The organism is Priestia sp. FSL W8-0001, assembly GCF_038050335.1.
In the GTDB taxonomy this organism is placed as follows: Bacteria; Bacillota; Bacilli; order Bacillales; family Bacillaceae_H; genus Priestia; species Priestia flexa.
In genome coordinates, this window is record NZ_JBBPAL010000001.1 from 3,484,140 (window position 1) to 3,501,658 (window position 17,519).

A 17,519-nucleotide genomic window follows, 5' to 3' on the forward strand; every position below is an offset into this window, starting at 1 on the left:
TCCATTATAAATTTTGTTGTTCTTCCATACAAATTACATAACTTGTTTTGTTTGTCCATATATATGAATTACAGCAGAAATGATAGAAAATGTGCAAAAGGAGGGAGAAGATGAAAGAGCCCTTTATGTCATTGTTTATTTGGAGCTACTTCACTTCATTAGGTATTATTCTTGGCGGTGCTTTAATTGGTTCGTTTGCAGGGTTTTTAATTGGTAAATCTCCATTTCACATCATGTATACATTAAGTAACAGCTTAAAAATTTGGGCGATTGTAGGAGCTATTGGAGGCACGTTTGATACATTCTATAGTTTTGAACGTGGCTTGTTTGAAGGTGCTACTAAAGATGTCGTAAAACAAATCTTGCTAATACTCTCAGCAATGGGTGGGGCTCAAACAGGGGCACTAATTATTAAATGGTTGACACAAGAGAGCTTAGGTTTATGAGGGTCCCAAACAAACGTCTATATAAGCGATCAGACTTAGAACGCTTTTTCGCTGGATTAGTTATCGGTGCCATTATTAGCTGGGGCGTTTTTTTAATTATTTATGGTGAACTACAGCATGAACAAACAAAGTCATTAGTGCAGCTGGAACAGAAGCTAGAAAGAGCAGAAAAAAACAGTTTAATTTGGCAAGAAGATGTACGAGAATTAAATAAAAAGATGAAAAAAAACATTTTGATTCAAGAGGTGAAAGTAAACTTAACAAATACAAAGCAATATAAATTAGGTTCCCTCACTTCTTACCACCTTCAAGCTAGCGTTGAAGAAGAAGCACTACATTTAATTGCTCAAGACATTGAGAGTGCGTATGACGCACGAAATGTATTAAAAAAAGCGATTGAAAATAAAAAATATGAATTCGATAAAATGATTTACGAAGTCGAAGTGCACCAAATTTATTTCTACACCACTTTATCAATTGAAATTCGGATAAAGAAAGTAGAGAAAGTCATGTAAAACAGGCGTACTAGGAGAATGTACGCCTGTTTTAACATTTACTGAAATAGCGCTTCTAAATCTTGAAGCAGTGGCTCAACCTCATCCCAAGAATAAATGGAAGCACCAGCTGCAAGTGGATGACCTCCTCCTTTATACTTACGGGCAATCGTGTTGATAACCGGACCTTTTGATCTTAATCTTACTCGAATTTGATCTTCTTCTTCCACAAAGAATACCCATACCTTCATGCCTTCAATATGCCCTAATGAACTAACTAACTGCGATGCATCTGCTGGCGTTACGCTGTATTTCTCAAGAATTTCTTTTGGTATTTTCATATACCCAACCCCTGAGTCTGATAGAGAGAAATTTTGAAGCACATACCCATGTAAATGCGCCACGTTTGCTTTCGTTTTATACATCTCATCATAAACATCCTTAAATTCAAAATCATATTGAATTAAGTCGCTTGCGTAGCGGAACGTCTTAGGCTTTGTGCTTGGAAATAAAAAGCGACCTGTATCTCCCACAATTCCGCTAAAAATTAACTCAGCACCGCGGTCATTTAATGTAAGCCCGTCTTCTTTACCATGAAGGAAAAATTCATAGATCATTTCGCTTGTTGAACACGCTTCTGTATCCACCCATAGTAAATCTCCGTACTGGTCTTCATTCGGATGATGATCAATTTTAATTAGCATTTTCCCTTTTGCATATCGCTGATCACAGACTCGTTCCTGATTGGCTGTATCACATACAATAACAAGTGCATCTTCATACACTTCATCAGCAACATCATCCATTCGATATAAAAACTTAAGAGATTCCGCTTCTTTTCCTGTTACGTAAATCTTCTTTTCAGGAAAAGATGTTTTTAACAGCTCCGCTAACCCACATTGAGAACCATACGCGTCAGGATCTGGCCTTACATGACGGTGAATAATAATTGTATCGAAACCTTTAATTGCATCTAAAATTTGTGTTTTCATCTAGCAGCACTCCCATCGGTAAATTAGCAAACTATTTATGTACCAAACCTAATAGCTAGTTCTATTAAATCATAGATAGCTAGAAGTTTAAAAGCAGAATTAATTAATACTAGAATTTTCTGGCATCTATCGATAGAATAGGAATAAGTAGTCTGTTACATACAGCTTAAAGAAAACGCATTCAGTACTATGAAGGTGAAATTGTTTAGATATCTTACAACCAATAAATAATTATTTTCAAAAGGAGCTGAATGAATTAATGCCTATTCTCGCCATTTTAATCGTCATTTCATTTGTCTTTTATTTCTATTTAAAAGTCAAATATGTCCGCTCCAAACGTCCTATTGAACGCAAATGGATCTCTGCAAAATCCAGTATTTCACTTGGAGCTTTTGTACTTTTCTTTGGAATTAATCAATGGTTTATTTATGCAACTACAACATCCCTCATTATCGGTATCATCTTTGCTTTATTTGGTCTCGGAAGTATTATTACAGGTATTCGCGCATACAGATATTACCTTCCTCTTGCTACGAAAGAAGCTCAAACGTCTTTATAAAAAAAGAGTTTGGGACATAACAAAATGATTGCTTCTAAAAGACGAACACTTGCTGTTCCCATCTCTTTGTTTTGTCTCAACATATTCGTTCCATTGCGCTACGGCCACTCGCTTTCCGCGGGGAGGAACCTGAGCTTCCTCGCTGCGCTGCGGGATCTCAGTTTTCCCTCTCTTTCCCGCAGGAGTCGAGTGTCCTACGCTCCATTCCACCCTGTTTTCACAATCAACCAAAAAACCTGAACGATTAAAAGTTATGAACTCTCAATCGTTCAGGTATAGTAGAGGCTGAACTACTTATGTCTCAGTCTCTTTTTATACACGTTCTAAAAGCTGCGCCATTAGCATTGCTTTACCAACAACGACGCCCTCATTATATACTTCAACATCTACCTTTCCAAACTTTCGACCCAGCTCCAATACTTTCGGTCGAATTTCAACAATGCTGTCAATTTGTACAGGTTTAATGAAATAGATCGTAATATTCTCAATAACTAAGTCACCTTTTTTGAATGAACGAAGCGCTCGGTTTGCTGCTTCCGTTACAATTGTCGTAAATACGCCGTACGAAATAGTTCCCATATAGTTTGTCATTTGCGGCGTTACTTCACAGCGATAAAAAGGTTCAGCTTTTGTATCTTTTACATCGATGAATTGATTGGTCACAATATCGTCAATTGTTTCGCCAACCTGAGGTTGCCTTTGAATCATCTGAAGTGCTTTTAAGACATCCTGTCGACTGATAATTCCTTCTAAATGGTGAGAGTCATCAACAACAGGAAGAACTTCAATACCTTCCCAAACCATCATATGAGCAGAAGATGCCACCGACGTTTTACCATGGACCGTCATTGGATTTTTCGTCATTACCTTCTCGATCGAGGTTTGGGCATCATAACCAATTACATCTTTAGAAGTCACCATTCCGTGGACTTTCATCTGATCATCCACTACAGGAAAACGGCTATGATGCGTTTTTGTGTTAAGGTTATGCCACGTAGCAATTGTATCATTAAGCTTTAGGCTAACAGCTTCTTCAGCAGGCGTTAAGATATCTTCCACCAGTACAATTTCCTTTTTGATCAATTGATCGTAAATGGCACGGTTAATCATGGTTGCAACGGTAAATGTATCATAACTTGTAGAAATGATAGGAAGTTTTAAGTCATCTGCGAGCTTCTTCACCCAATCTTCCGTATCAAATCCTCCTGTAATTAAAACAGCTGCTCCTGCTTCTAAAGCCAATTCATGTGCATTTACTCGGTTTCCAACAATTAAAAGGTTTCCTGCTTCTGTGTATCTCATCATGGCATCTAGCTTCATTGCACCAATAACAAATTTATTAAGCGTTTTATATAACCCTTCTCTTCCACCCAGCACTTGTCCATCTACAATGTTTACAACTTCGGCAAAAGTAAGCTTTTCAATATTTTCTTTTTTCTTTCGCTCGATTCGAATGGTCCCAACACGCTCTATTGTAGAAACGTATCCTTTATTTTCTGCATCTTTAATAGCTCGATAAGCAGTACCTTCGCTTACCGTCAGTTCTTTTGCAATCTGCCTAACTGATATTTTTTCACCAATTGGTAACGAGTCAATATAGTGTAAAATCTGTTCATGTTTTGTCGCCAAATGTACTTCACCCTTCTAAAGCGCCGGACGTACTCGGTGCTTTACTCTTTTCTTTTTATTATAAAGGTGGGAAGAGCTGGATTCAATCTCATCCTCTTTGACGAATTGGCTTACGAAGCTTTTGTTGCAAAAGCTTTTTTTGTTCTTCTTTTTTCGCATATAAAAGTGATGACACATTGCCACCTACAACTAGAAGTGCTAACCCTAACCACGTAAGGCTAAAAATCCCTTGAAGGCTCTCTGTGCTTATGACAATATAAGGCTTTGCATAATAAAGCATAAGACCACACAACAACAAATATAAAATTGCTTTATTTCGCTTTAACACACTACATTCCCCCTTTTTTATTTACATAGTATGCTTGTACACACAAAAAAAGACGATGCGCGCTAAATTTGCATCGTCTTGCTATTTCTATTACAAATCCAAACCTTCTCCAGGCTGTAAGACTTTCCCTTCAATTCCTTTTAAGGATTGGACGAACTCATGAGGATCTTGTTTAATAACAGGGAACGTATCATAATGGATTGGAACAACTAATTTGGCATTTATCCATGAAGCTGCAATTGCCGCATCCTCAGGACCCATTGTAAAGTTATCTCCAATCGGCAAAAATGCTACATCTGGATGGTAATCGCTTAACAATTTCATGTCAGAATAAAGCGCCGTATCACCCGCATGATAAATGGTTTTTCCTTCAATTGTTAGCAGCAACCCTGCTGGCATGCCCGTGTAAACAATTTGCTTGCTTTCTTCTTCCGTATAGCTTGATCCATGAAAAGCTTGTGTGAGTTTAACTTTACCAAAATCAAACGTATAAGCTCCTCCAATGCTCATGGGATGAACATTTAAACCTTTCCATCCTAAATATGTAGCGAGCTCAGCAATAGCAATAACCTGCGCATTTGTTCGTTTTGCAATGGCTACTGTATCTCCTACGTGATCGTTATGACCGTGCGTTAGTAAGATATAGTCTGCTTGTACATCCTCTGCATTTAAATCAGTTTTTCCATTTCCTGTAATAAACGGATCAATTAAAATTGTCTTCCCTTGCGTTTCAATTTTCACAACAGAGTGTCCGTGATAAGAAATGTGCACAATAACCTCTCCTTTATCATTATCACTAATTAACTAGTTCGTACCCTTTCTATACTAATTTAAACAAAAAGGGTACGTTCTCTTTATTATAAAGCCGTTATGCTTGCTCTAACAATGTTGTAGCATCAGAGTACGTTAATCCATGTGCATCCGCTACTGCTGCATATGTCACAAAGCCGTTTAATGTATTAATCCCTTGAAGTAACGGTGGATTTTTCAAACACGCTTTCTTGTACCCTAGGGTTGCAATTTGAAGCGCATAAGGAACAGTCACGTTCGTTAAAGCCATGGTTGACGTACGAGGAACAGCTCCAGGCATATTAGCTACCGCATAGTGCAAAACACCGTGCTTTTCATACGTTGGATTATCATGTGTTGTAATGCGGTCTGTTGTTTCAAAGATTCCACCTTGGTCAATCGCAATGTCTACGACAACTGAACCTGGAGACATTGTTTTAATCATGGAAGTGGTAACTAATTTTGGAGCTTTGGCACCTGGAATTAATACTGCTCCAATTACTAGGTCTGAGTCCTTCACAGATTCTGCAATGTTATAGTGATTTGACATTAATGTTGTAATTTCTTTGCCAAATAAGTCGTCTAATTGTCGAAGTCGCTCTGCATTTAAATCAATAATTGTTACATTTGCCCCTAGGCCAACAGCAATTTTCGCAGCGTTTGTTCCCGCAACTCCACCGCCAATAATCGTTACTTTTCCTCGTTGAACACCGGGCACACCACTTAGTAAAACTCCCTTACCACCCTTTGTTTTTTCTAGAAATTGTGCCCCAATCTGCGAGGACATCCTTCCAGCTACTTCGCTCATTGGTGTCAAAAGTGGAAGCGTACGATTCGGTAGCTGCACAGTTTCATACGCAATGCCTACTACTTTCTTTTCAATCAATGCTTTTGTTAATGCTTCTTCAGCAGCAAGGTGCAAGTACGTAAATAAAATTAATCCTTCACGAAAGTAATCGTACTCTTCTTGTAATGGTTCTTTTACTTTCATGACCATCTCTGCACTCCACGCATCGTGAGCTGTTTCAACAATGGTCGCTCCAGCTTCTACATACTGTTCATCCGTAAAGCCAGATCCCTCACCAGCACTTTTTTCAACCCATACTTCGTGACCAGCGTTTGTAAATGCCGTTACGCCAGCTGGTGTAATAGCAACGCGATTTTCATTATTCTTAATTTCTTTTGGAACACCTATTTTCACGATTGTCACTCCTTAATTTATTGTTTATTTATCATATGAATGATATGTAAAATAAGCTCCCCACCTTATGCTTATAAAGTGGGGAGTTTTTGCCTTATTTATAGTCTATCCATCTTTTTATTCATATAGTTCGTTATCACTTTTAGAGGCTGGGACAAAACCCTCCTCTGAACCGAAAAAGCCGGTGAAATTTTACGACGAGTAAAATTTCACCGGCTTTGTTTATTTTTACATTAAAATAAGGACCACTTCTGATAAAATAAAGTTACCATACAAAATCTTATCGGAAAGAAGGGTCCTTATGTTTAAAGATTATAACATGAATCAAGTGGTTTTGCCTTTAGATTTAGAAATAAAATTACAAGAAAATGATATTGCCTTCGCCGTTCACCATCTCGTTGAACATATTCCAGATGAAGCCTTTGCCGGCTTCTTACAGAAAACGGGGTGTCCTGCTTACCATCCACGCATGATGATGAAAATCATTTTATGTGCCTACACACAGTCAGTTTTTTCAGGAAGAAAAATTGAAGCGCTTCTCAAAGATAGTATACGTATGATGTGGCTAGCTCAAGGTTACGAACCGAGCTATCGGACAATCAATCGATTTCGTGTTCACCCAGAAGTTCAAGTGCTTCTTCGTGAGTGCTTTGTCCAGTTTCGATGTCAGCTTATTCAAGAGAACGAGATTGATAATGAAGCAATCTTCATTGATGGAACGAAGATTGAAGCAAATGCCAATAAGTTCACATTTGTCTGGCGCAAATCAATCGAAAAGTATAGTGCGAGCCTCTTGGAGAAATCAACCCAGCTGTATGACGAACTAGTAGAAAGAGAAATTATTCCACAGATCGAACGAGAAAGTTCGGACGAACTTTCTGTTGAAGAATTATCTCTAATCACTAAAAAATTAGAAGAAAAGGTTGAAGAGTTGACAAAAGAAATTGAAGCAAGTGAAGATGCCGATGAACGAAAACAACTGCGATCAAGCAGAAAAGAACCGAAGAAAGCGTATAAGCAATTTCAAGACTTTGTGAAACGTAAGTTAAAGTATGAAAAAGACATGGAGATTTTTAACGAACGGAATAGTTATTCAAAAACAGATCATGATGCCACGTTTATGCGTATGAAGGATGACTACATGAAGAATGGCCAACTGAAGGCGGGGTATAATGTGCAAATTGCGACAGAAGGTCAATATACACTTGCTTACGATGTCTTTTCAAATCCAACGGACACACGAACACTTTGTCCGTTTCTTGACGCAATTGAACATCACTACTTCGAACTCCCAGACTATATTGTCGCAGATGCGGGATATGGAAGTGAAGAGAATTACCTCGATGTGCAGAACAGAAAGCGTACGCCTCTTATCACATATAGTATGTATCGAAAAGAGAAGAAAAAACGCGTTAAGAATGACCCATTTCAGACAGCGAATTGGGATTATCATGAAGAAGATGATTCCTTTACTTGTCCCAACGGGAATAAGTTGACGTTTCGTTACAAATCGCATCGCACAGACCGTTACGGATTTACAAGGTTATTCAATGTGTACGAATGTGAAGACTGTTCAGGTTGTCCTTTTCGTTCACAATGTACGAAGGCGAAGGAAGGAAAGAACCGAAGAATCCATTATAACGAAAAGTGGGAACAACAAAAGAAAAGCATTCAACAGCTGCTTTCAGAAGAAAAAACGGGTAAAATCTACGGAAAACGTAAGATTGACGTAGAACCAGTTTTTGGATATCTGAAGGCTAATTTGCGTTTCACTCGAATGTCCGTAAGAGGCAAAGAGAACGTGAAAAACGAATTAGGGTTTGCGTTCATGGCGGTGAATGTACGAAAGTACATCGCCTCCAGCGTAAAATGTGCATAGACCAATCAAACAGATCAACAAAAAAGGGTTCTCATCATCAAAATGCGATGATGAGAACCCTTTTTCATTATTTTTGGCTAGTTATGTCCCAGCCTCCATGTAGCCATCTCCTACTACACCACTTGAGTAAGAGTCCATTAGTTGTTGAAACGTTTGTTGTTCTCCTTCATGATCGTATTCATAAACGTGCTGAGGGTTCTTTTTTTCTTTCATTGTTAATCTCTCCTTATATAACGTGTTGTTTTATTCCCCTCTATTTTTCTTCTAACTTGTTGGAGTTATGCGCGATGTAACCGTGATTATGACTCTGTACACTTTCACAAAAAATAAGCATAAAAAATGCGCACTTCAGTGAGTGCGCATTTTTTATGCATTAACTTCTTGCTTCAAATCCTCTTTAACTTTTAAGATTGCTTGTCTTACCTGATCGAAACCTGTACCACCCGCACTATTACGACGATTAACCGCAGTTTTTGGATCAAGTACGTGATAGATATCCTCTTCAAATAAATCGCTTGCCGCTTGGTAATTTTCTAACGGTAAATCCATTAGATACATACCTTGCTGAATGCACTCTAGAACAAGCTTACCTACAACTTCATGAGCCTGACGGAACGGCATCCCTTTTGAAGCAAGGTAGTCTGCTAATTCCGTTGCATTTGAAAAGTCTTTTTTAGTTGATGATTCCATGACGTCTGTTTTAACAGTCATTGTTTCAATCATTCCAGCAAAGATTGTCAAGCAACCCTCAATCGTTGTAACTGTATCAAACATACCCTCTTTGTCTTCTTGTAAATCTTTGTTGTATGTTAGAGGCGTACCTTTCAACACTGTTAACAAGCTAAAGAGATGTCCATAGACTCTTCCTGTTTTTCCACGGATTAGCTCAGCCATATCAGGGTTTTTCTTTTGTGGCATAATACTGCTTCCTGTAGCATATGTGTCATCCATTTCAATAAACTGGAATTCTTGACTCGACCATAAAATTAACTCTTCGCAGAAACGAGATAAGTGCATCATCAAAATTGAGCTATTGCTCAAAAATTCTAAAATAAAGTCGCGATCACTTACTGCATCCATACTATTTTGATAAATATCAGCAAAGCCCAACAGCTCAGCGCTATAGTAACGATCAATTGGGAACGTTGTACCAGCAAGTGCTCCTGCTCCTAGGGGAGAGATATCAATGCGCTTTAACGATTCTTCAAATCGCTCAGTATCACGCTTAAACATTGATACATACGCTAGTAAGTGATGAGCAAACGATACAGGCTGCGCTCTTTGTAGATGCGTGTAGCCAGGAAAGATTGTTTCAACATGCTGATCAGCTTTTTCAACTAACACATGCTGTAAATGCTTTGTCAGTTGGATGATTTGCTGCACATGCTTCTTTAAATATAAGTGCATATCAGTTGCAACTTGGTCATTACGGCTTCTGCCTGTATGCAGTTTTCCACCTACAGGACCAATTTCATCGATTAAGAGCTTTTCTAGATTCAAATGAATGTCTTCGTACTGAGCAGAAAACATAAGCTCTTTATTTTTTGCTTTTTGAAGCAGGGTTTGTAACCCTGCTTTAATTTGATTCGCTTCTTCACTAGAAAGAATTTTGCATTTTTCTAGCATAGATACATGAGCTAAGCTACCTTCAATATCTTCTTCTACTAAATGTTGGTCGAATGAAATGGATGCCCCAAATTCATCAATCCATTGTTCAGGACGTTTCGTAAAACGTCCTCCCCATAATTTGGTCATACTGTCGTCACCTTCTTAGTATTCACCATGCTGCTAACTTTTGTTGGAAGTCCCCATAAAGAGATAAATCCTACTGCTGCGTTATGGTCAAATTCATCTTCTTTTGTGTACGTAGCAAGTTTTTCGTTATATAGAGAGTTTGGAGACTTACGGCCTTCAACAATCGCATGACCTTTAAACAGCTTTACACGTACCGTTCCGTTTACATATTGTTGCGTATCCTTTAAGAATGCTAACAGTGAATTTGTTAAAGGTGAGAACCAAAGTCCTTCATAAATAACTTCCGTTAACTTTTTCTCAATAATTGGTTTGAAATGTGCCACTTCTTTTACAAGTGTTAGATCTTCTAATTCCTTATGCGCTTTGATAAGAGTCATCGCAGCTGGACACTCATATACTTCACGTGACTTAATTCCAACTAAACGATTTTCTACGTGGTCGATACGTCCAACTCCGTGCTTTCCAGCAATATCGTTCAGTTCAAGAATAAGCTGAGCTAACGTATAAGATTGGCCATTTAATGAAACAGGTACACCTTGAACAAATTCAATTTCAACCGTTTCAGGAGTATCCGGCGTATCTTCTAATGCAACAGTTAAGTCGTAAGCTTCTTCCGGTGGAGCAGCCCAAGGATCTTCTAGAACACCACACTCGTTACTTCTTCCCCATAAATTTTGATCAATTGAAAACGGGCTGTCTAAGTTAACTGGAATTGGAATATTATGCTGCTTCGCATATTCAATTTCTTCTTCACGAGACCATTTCCAATCACGTACCGGTGCAACAACTTCTAGATCTGGGTTTAAAGCTTTGATTGAAACTTCAAAACGAACTTGGTCATTTCCTTTTCCTGTACAACCATGGGCCACAGCTACTGCATTTTCTTTCTCTGCGACTTCAACAAGCTTCTTTGCAATTAGCGGTCTTGATAACGCAGATACTAATGGATATTTGCCTTCATATAATGTGTGAGCTTGCAGAGCAGCTAATGCATAAATATTTGCATACTCTTCTTTGGCATCAATCACGTGTGATGCTACCGCTCCAACTGTAATAGCTTTTTCTTTAATAAAGTTTAAATCTTTTCCTTCACCTACATCTAAACAACAAGCAACAACATCATAACCTTTTTCCTGTAACCATTTAATAGCAACTGAAGTATCTAAACCACCTGAATATGCAAGAACAATTTTCGGATTACTCATCAACATTTCCTCCTAATATATATAAATACATCTCAATAAATTTTTATTCATTTAATCTACTATTACTTTAACAACTTTATTTGGTTTTTTCAATACTTATTCACAAAAAAGTATATAAATTCACAAATACTTTTTCAAAAACCTTGTTTTATACGATAAATATACTCTTATCATAAAATAAAACTGCATATATAAAGTGATAAAACACATGATTTTTCTTATTATTTCCTTTATCATAAACAGCATAAGTTCTTATTCACAAAACAAAAAGAGCATTAATGCAAAGATTTCATATGCAAGTGAGGCGTTTATTTATGCAAAATATGTTTTTATATAATAAAAGGCTTGGTATTTCTATTCCTGTACTAGCACATTCATGGAATGAATATACTCCCGCACTACAAGAAGAAATTTTAATTCAGTGGGAAGAAATTAGAGGTTTGATTCCTGATCGAATTGCAGAAATTGAAAGGAAAATTAATAACAAGCAGGCTACTTTAGAAGAAGAAGATAATTTTCAGAAGTCTTGCCAATTAAATGAGGAAATTGCTGAATTAGCCTCTATTATTAATGATTTGTGGATTTGGTATCGTACGGACCAAGATATATCTGCCAAAACTCATTTGTAAATAAGGTCGAGACATAAGTGTTTCAGTTAACTCTCAACCGTTCGGGTTTTTTGTTGGTGCGGAAAATAAGTTTAAAAAAGAGTGGAATGGGGCGTAAGACACGCGACTCCTGCGGGAACTAGAGGAAAGGCTGAGACCCCACAGCGCAGCGAGGAGGCTCAGATTCCTCCCCGCGGAAAGTGCGACAATGGAACGAACGTGTTTTTCCAACCTCACTCGTTTCGAAACGTCATGTCATGATTCGTCTTTGAGAAGGAATCATGTAGTTATATCCCAGCCTCGTTATTTACTTTTTCTATTAAAAGACGATATTGATAAAATCGCTTCGCATAATCTGTTACTTGCTTTGTAAATGTATAGTTCATTCCTCCACCAATTGCCATACCAAGCAAAGGAATACGACCGTATGCCTTACGCTTTAAGATGACTATAAGAAAGCTTTTAACAATCTGAGCAACAGCTTTATAAACAAGCGACTCAGTTACCACCTGATCTCTACCTTCATAAAAATAAGGGTCGACACCATGTTCGATTTCCTCTGTCAATTCAAGCCACCCTGTCTTTTGCAATTCAGGTGGCAGCAAAGCCGTATGAAATACTTTTAACGTCATCATAAGTTCAAACGGTGTATGGATATTATAACCGTAGCTCATGGCTGCTTTTTGAATCGATTGTAAATTAATAAATAACAAAGCTGGAATATCTGTACCTACTAGTAGAGCTTTCCCCGTACCAGATAAAGCCCCTTGTCCCAATGCATAAAGCCTCTGTTTTGCTAGCTGTTGATCACAAATGTAAGATAGTTGATCAATTTGTAGTGATTGAAGTTCTGGTATATCTGTAATATCTGGTTGAAATACGCGTGCTGTATTAATAATCTGTTTTTCAGCTTGTATCTGAATATCCGTATTTTGAATAAAGGATGTAAAATGAAACATAAAATCATCTGTTTTCGCTAAATACTCTTGTAAAATATGCTCAGGTACAAGGCCAACTGCTTTATGTAACCATTCATCATATGTAATCTCAATCTGACTTTGATCATATTCATCCAATGTTTGTTCCCACTCCCGAATTTCGTGTAGCAACTGCTCTTCTCGATTGGTTAGACTCATGCTTTCACTCCTTCAAAGATAAGTAATAGAATTTGTTTCCATTATAACAAATGTTTAAAAAGACACCTATTTTCATAAAACAAAAAAAGCTAGCGAAAGACGCTAGCTTTTTACATGCTATTAAATATTTGCTAAGCGAACTACGTCGCGAGCAATCATTACTTCTTCATTTGTCGGAATGACAAGAACCTTTACTGGAGAGTGAGGATAGCTAATAAACGCTTCTTCTCCTTGAACACCGTTTAATGCTGGGTCCCAATATACGCCCATAAATTCTAAGCCACGAAGTACACGAGCACGTACAACATCACTGTTCTCACCGATACCTGCAGTGAAGATAATTGCATCTACACCAGACATACGAGCTGCATAAGAGCCAATGTACTTATGAATACGACCAGCAAACACTTCAAGAGCTGTTTCTGCGCGGTCGTTTCCTTCGCCACTTGCTTTAATTAAGTCACGTAAGTCACTTGAGATACCTGATATACCAAGTAAACCACTTTCTTTATTCAACACATTTAGCACTTCGTCTGCAGTTTTTCCTGTTTTCTCCATGATGAATGGAATTAACGCAGGGTCAATGTTACCAGAACGAGTTCCCATTGCTACACCAGCTAACGGCGTGAAGCCCATTGATGTATCAATTGATTTTCCACCTTCGATTGCTGCGATACTTGCACCGTTACCTAAATGACAAGAAATTAAACGTAGTTGTTCAACTGGACGACCTAATAGTTCAGCTGCACGCTCTGATACATATTTATGTGATGTACCGTGGAAACCGTATTTACGAACACCATAGTCTTCATAGTATTCATACGGTAAGCTGTATAAGAATGATTTTTCAGGCATTGTTTGATGGAATGCCGTATCGAACACTGCAACTGCCGGAATGTTTGGTAAGATTGCTTGGAATGCTTTAATACCAACAACGTTAGCTGGGTTATGAAGAGGTGCTAAATCTGATAATGCTTCAATTTCAGCTAGTGTTTTATCCGTAATTAACACAGAATCAGCAAACTTCTCTCCACCGTGAACAACGCGGTGTCCAACGCCTGTAATCTCATCGTATGACTCAATAATACCTTGAGACAATAGCTTGTCTACTAAGATTTGAACTGCTACAGAGTGGTCTGGAATTTCTCTTACTTCTGTTTGTTTTTCACCATTTACTGAAATAGTGAAAACAGCATCGTCTAAACCGATACGCTCTACTAAACCTTTTGTTAAAACAGCTTCGCTTGGCATTTCAAACAGCTGGAACTTTAAAGATGAGCTACCAGCATTAATTGCAATAATTTTTGACATATACTAAAAACAGCTCCTTTTTATATACGTGCATTATGAACTTGACGAAAAAGTACAAAACGATATTCTCTACAATATTCTATGCATTTCGACACAAATTCTATCCTTATTCATTTAATCATTCACCACTATAGATTTCAAGGGCTATGCACGATTAAAAGCGCCATCATAAAAAAATCATTATTTTCTAAAAAGATAAATTATTTATTCAATTTAAACCATTCATTCATTTGACTCATAATATCGTTCATGCCTTGCTTGTTACTAAACTTTGGTAAATTTACAAGAAGTGCGTTCTCTGGTGGAGTTACCCCCTCACCCTTTTTCTGTAAAACCAGAATGCTTTTTGCTGCTTCTTTCTGCTTAAACATCGATAACGGAAGCTGAATGATTGCTTGTACAATCGCTTCTTCTTTTAGCAACGCCTGTAGAAGATGAGATTGCTCAGAATCAAATAGATTGTTTGGAATCAGCGTGACTACATATCCACCTGGTTTAACGTGGTTTAAGCTTTTTTCAATAAATAAATGATGAGCATACGTATGCCCTTCTTCTGACTTTACTTTATATTGGGCAGCACCTTCATCATTTGGATAATAGCCTACCGGTAAATCACAAATCACAAGGTCAACAGGATCAATAAATAGCGGCTGTAAACTATCTTGATGAAATAACTCTACACCGTGCTTTTGAAGGTTTGCATTTACATAGGTTAACTGAAGCAATAAGTCGTCAATATCAACGCCATACACTTGTTCAATTGAATGTGAATGCATATTTAAAATCGTCGTAATTAAATTCCCTGCTCCTACTGCTGGATCTAGTATCGTATAGCTCTGATTCCCTTCCATAAACTTACCAACGACATAACCCATAAATAACCCTACCGCATCAGGTGTCATTTGATGATTTGGCTGAATCGCTTCTTTCATTCCTTTTAAAACCGCTAATTGATATGCTTTTCGAATTGTCTCTTGCTCAAATTGATTCAGTTTTACAGAACTATATTCTTTTTGTAACCTTTTTTTCGTTACTTCATCTAATTCATCTTGTAAGATGTCTTCTTGAAATAAATTTTCACCTGTTTCAGCAACTGCTTCTAAATATAAGCAGTTTAGCTCTTTTCGTAAAATGACTGCACTCTGGTCAATAACCTTAAACAGCTGCTCCATTTTTGATAACTCGCTCACATCTATTCCTCCTTGAACATTTCCATTTATTAATCTATTTTTCATTACAACGCTTTATATAGAACTCTAACAAAGAATTTTATTTTATCACAAATAGTTCATGCCACACAAAGAAGGCGAAAAACAATGTTTTCCGCCTTCTTTGTCTAAAACATGTGCAATTACTTAGCTGCTTTTGCTGCTTCGATTGCTGCTTCATAGTTTGGATGATCCGTAACTTCTGGTAAATACTCAACGTATGTTACTTCGTCGTTTGAGTTTACCACAAATACAGAACGAGCTAATAAACGTAGTTCTTTGATAGCTACGCCAAATGCTTCACCAAAAGATAAATCGCGGTGATCAGATACAGTTTGTACGTTTTCAATACCATTTGAACCGCACCAGCGCTTTTGTGCAAACGGCAAATCAACGCTTACTGTTAATACTTTCACATTGTCTAGCTTTGATGCTTCTTCATTGAAGCGGCGTGTTTGTGCATCACAAACACCTGTATCAATAGAAGGAACTACACTAATTAGACGCACTGAACCTTTTGTGTCATCTAACGTTACTTCTGACAAATCGTTTGCAAGAACCGTAAAATTAGGCGCTTTGTCTCCTACCTTTACTTGATTCCCTAGTAGTGTTACATCGTTACCTTTAAACTTAACTGTTGTCACGAATGATTCCTCCCCTAAATAAATATGTACATCCTTCATATTAGCGCCTATGTAAAAAGATTGCAATTAAATGCGTTTTCCCCATATAAAAAAGCCCTCGTTTTTATAATCATGTAACGAGAGCTTGTAGCTTATAGATTAAATGAACCATGACTATCATTGCGGTCATGATTTTCTTGGTCATGACGATTTTTTTTAAACATATGCTGCATGCGTTCGATTGCTTGAGGTGCAGTGTCTAGGATCTTCTCGTATAAGTGCGTGCTTTCATTTAAATGAAGCATTTTAATTCCAGCTGAGCTAACAATCAAGAAAGCAATTGGCGTAATCGATACTCCTCCACCACTTCCTCCACCAAAGGGATGACTCGAATCAGCTGATTGACCACCTTGTTGTGAAGATGACTTGTGTCCTTCTCCATTAAATTCACTTCCTCCTGCTGCAAAACCAAACCCTACCTTTGATACCGTTAAAATAACGCTTCCATCCGGTGTTTCTACTGGGTCTCCGATGATTGTATTGACGTCAATCATTTCTTTTAAATTTTCCATTGCTGTAGACATTAGACTCTTAATTGGATGTTCTCCCATTCAAGTAACCTCCTTATGTTTTAACAGAATGCGCTTTGCTTTCGCTTTCAGGCTTATAAAAGCGAGGCATCTTGCGCCAGTGCTTAACTAAACGTAAACCTACTAATATAGCTTGTCCTAATCGGAATGAAATTATGCATTGAAAGATGGTTTCACACCACATCTTTTGAAAGGCTGGCACTACCGTCATCCTAGGAGGATCTTTTAGCCTCATGTATTGATCAAGCAGATGAACAAAACCACTTTTTGCAGACCATACAACACCCACTAAAATAGCGCTGAGAGCAGTGTCACCTAGACCTACTCGTGTATGCCATTTTAAATTTCTCACTGCTATATGACTTAAAAACTTCCGAATAATGGTATGAAGGCCAACAACATGTTCTAAAAATTGCTTTGCATCTTCCAGAAGATTGAGACCGTCTTCCATGGAGTAGTCTTTCCATTTATCTTTATTTGTATTTTCTCCCGCTCCGCTTTTTTCTTCGACAAGCAGGGTATTGGAGTCTTTTTGAACCTTTACCACTGGTATTTCATATGTATAGCGAATGAGCTTAAACCACGCCATAAACGTCACGCGATAATAATCGTTATCCTTGGCATGTCGTAAGTCAATATATACCGTAATCTTCGTAACTATCACTATAAACACAAGGACAAGTAGTATTGCGATAATCCATGACACCCATATCACTTTCTTCACTCCTTTTTCCCCTTCCATTATGTCCCATATATCATGAAGTTA

General features: G+C 37.7%; 19 protein-coding genes. 5 read left to right on the top strand and 14 right to left on the bottom strand.

What is annotated here, in order from left to right; all coding sequences use genetic code 11:
* Positions 1 to 110 precede the first annotated feature (110 nt).
* Together MKZ18_RS18340 and ytrI are read left to right on the top strand one after the other, a co-directional pair.
* Positions 111 to 446, top strand: a complete 336-nt coding sequence (locus MKZ18_RS18340) for a YtrH family sporulation protein (RefSeq protein WP_025907274.1) — start codon at positions 111 to 113, stop codon at positions 444 to 446.
* Positions 443 to 961: a sporulation membrane protein YtrI gene (gene ytrI, locus MKZ18_RS18345; RefSeq protein ID WP_061784953.1), complete on the top strand. Its 519-nt coding sequence runs from the start codon at positions 443 to 445 to the stop codon at positions 959 to 961. Before MKZ18_RS18340 ends, ytrI begins: the two co-directional genes overlap by 4 nt.
* A 38-nt stretch (positions 962 to 999) precedes the next feature.
* Here ytrI and MKZ18_RS18350 read toward each other — a convergent pair whose 3' ends face one another.
* Complete coding sequence (locus MKZ18_RS18350; protein ID WP_061784952.1) at positions 1,000 to 1,932, bottom strand: DHH family phosphoesterase; 933 nt, start codon at positions 1,930 to 1,932, stop codon at positions 1,000 to 1,002.
* A gap of 259 nt (positions 1,933 to 2,191) precedes the next feature.
* Here MKZ18_RS18350 and MKZ18_RS18355 point away from each other — a divergent pair, with 259 nt between their 5' ends.
* The gene (locus MKZ18_RS18355; protein ID WP_025907280.1) at positions 2,192 to 2,491 is read left to right on the top strand and encodes a YtpI family protein; all 300 of its coding nucleotides are present in this window, start codon (positions 2,192 to 2,194) and stop codon (positions 2,489 to 2,491) included.
* Positions 2,492 to 2,803: 312 nt separating this feature from the next.
* On the opposite strand, the gene MKZ18_RS18360 is transcribed toward MKZ18_RS18355, so the two are convergent.
* From MKZ18_RS18360 to ald, 4 genes are all read right to left on the bottom strand, one after another.
* Positions 2,804 to 4,120 (bottom strand): CBS domain-containing protein, encoded by a 1,317-nt coding sequence (locus MKZ18_RS18360; RefSeq protein ID WP_025908934.1) that lies wholly within the window; start codon positions 4,118 to 4,120, stop codon positions 2,804 to 2,806.
* An 88-nt stretch (positions 4,121 to 4,208) separates the two neighbouring features.
* Positions 4,209 to 4,448, bottom strand: coding sequence for a hypothetical protein (locus MKZ18_RS18365; protein ID WP_025908933.1), 240 nt, complete (start codon positions 4,446 to 4,448; stop codon positions 4,209 to 4,211).
* 90 nt (positions 4,449 to 4,538) lie between these two features.
* Complete coding sequence (locus MKZ18_RS18370; RefSeq protein WP_025908932.1) at positions 4,539 to 5,219, bottom strand: metal-dependent hydrolase; 681 nt, start codon at positions 5,217 to 5,219, stop codon at positions 4,539 to 4,541.
* Between the two features lie 97 nt (positions 5,220 to 5,316).
* Positions 5,317 to 6,438, bottom strand: coding sequence for an alanine dehydrogenase (gene ald, locus MKZ18_RS18375; RefSeq protein WP_025908931.1), 1,122 nt, complete (start codon positions 6,436 to 6,438; stop codon positions 5,317 to 5,319).
* A 301-nt stretch (positions 6,439 to 6,739) separates the two neighbouring features.
* On the opposite strand from ald, the gene MKZ18_RS18380 reads away from it, so the two are divergent.
* Positions 6,740 to 8,317, top strand: a complete 1,578-nt coding sequence (locus MKZ18_RS18380) for an IS1182 family transposase (RefSeq protein ID WP_138116520.1) — start codon at positions 6,740 to 6,742, stop codon at positions 8,315 to 8,317.
* Between the two features lie 81 nt (positions 8,318 to 8,398).
* On the opposite strand, the gene MKZ18_RS18385 is transcribed toward MKZ18_RS18380, so the two are convergent.
* From MKZ18_RS18385 to MKZ18_RS18395, 3 genes are all read right to left on the bottom strand, one after another.
* Positions 8,399 to 8,530: a hypothetical protein gene (locus MKZ18_RS18385; protein WP_340842088.1), complete on the bottom strand. Its 132-nt coding sequence runs from the start codon at positions 8,528 to 8,530 to the stop codon at positions 8,399 to 8,401.
* Positions 8,531 to 8,683: 153 nt separating this feature from the next.
* The gene (gene argH / locus MKZ18_RS18390) at positions 8,684 to 10,072 is read right to left on the bottom strand and encodes an argininosuccinate lyase (RefSeq protein WP_025908930.1); all 1,389 of its coding nucleotides are present in this window, start codon (positions 10,070 to 10,072) and stop codon (positions 8,684 to 8,686) included.
* Positions 10,069 to 11,277, bottom strand: coding sequence for an argininosuccinate synthase (locus MKZ18_RS18395; protein ID WP_025908929.1), 1,209 nt, complete (start codon positions 11,275 to 11,277; stop codon positions 10,069 to 10,071). Before MKZ18_RS18395 ends, argH begins: the two co-directional genes overlap by 4 nt.
* Positions 11,278 to 11,591: 314 nt before the next feature.
* Between MKZ18_RS18395 and MKZ18_RS18400 the strand changes: the two genes are divergently transcribed.
* Entirely contained in the window at positions 11,592 to 11,906 is a 315-nt protein-coding gene (locus MKZ18_RS18400) for a hypothetical protein (RefSeq protein WP_341344589.1), read from the top strand.
* 266 nt (positions 11,907 to 12,172) lie between these two features.
* Here MKZ18_RS18400 and MKZ18_RS18405 read toward each other — a convergent pair whose 3' ends face one another.
* The 6 genes from MKZ18_RS18405 to MKZ18_RS18430 all read right to left on the bottom strand — a co-directional run bounded on the left by MKZ18_RS18405 (position 12,173) and on the right by MKZ18_RS18430 (position 17,477).
* Positions 12,173 to 13,021, bottom strand: a complete 849-nt coding sequence (locus MKZ18_RS18405) for an EcsC family protein (protein WP_078989193.1) — start codon at positions 13,019 to 13,021, stop codon at positions 12,173 to 12,175.
* A 120-nt stretch (positions 13,022 to 13,141) separates the two neighbouring features.
* Positions 13,142 to 14,332, bottom strand: a complete 1,191-nt coding sequence (locus MKZ18_RS18410) for an acetate kinase (protein ID WP_025908926.1) — start codon at positions 14,330 to 14,332, stop codon at positions 13,142 to 13,144.
* Positions 14,333 to 14,532: 200 nt separating this feature from the next.
* A complete protein-coding gene (locus MKZ18_RS18415) occupies positions 14,533 to 15,522 on the bottom strand; it encodes a class I SAM-dependent methyltransferase (protein ID WP_078989191.1) in 990 nt (329 codons plus the stop codon).
* Positions 15,523 to 15,683: 161 nt separating this feature from the next.
* Positions 15,684 to 16,184 (bottom strand): thiol peroxidase, encoded by a 501-nt coding sequence (tpx, locus tag MKZ18_RS18420; protein WP_061785770.1) that lies wholly within the window; start codon positions 16,182 to 16,184, stop codon positions 15,684 to 15,686.
* A gap of 131 nt (positions 16,185 to 16,315) precedes the next feature.
* Complete coding sequence (gene ytfJ, locus MKZ18_RS18425; protein WP_340842085.1) at positions 16,316 to 16,774, bottom strand: GerW family sporulation protein; 459 nt, start codon at positions 16,772 to 16,774, stop codon at positions 16,316 to 16,318.
* A gap of 13 nt (positions 16,775 to 16,787) precedes the next feature.
* Positions 16,788 to 17,477, bottom strand: a complete 690-nt coding sequence (locus tag MKZ18_RS18430) for a DUF2953 domain-containing protein (RefSeq protein WP_340842084.1) — start codon at positions 17,475 to 17,477, stop codon at positions 16,788 to 16,790.
* Positions 17,478 to 17,519 lie beyond the last annotated feature (42 nt).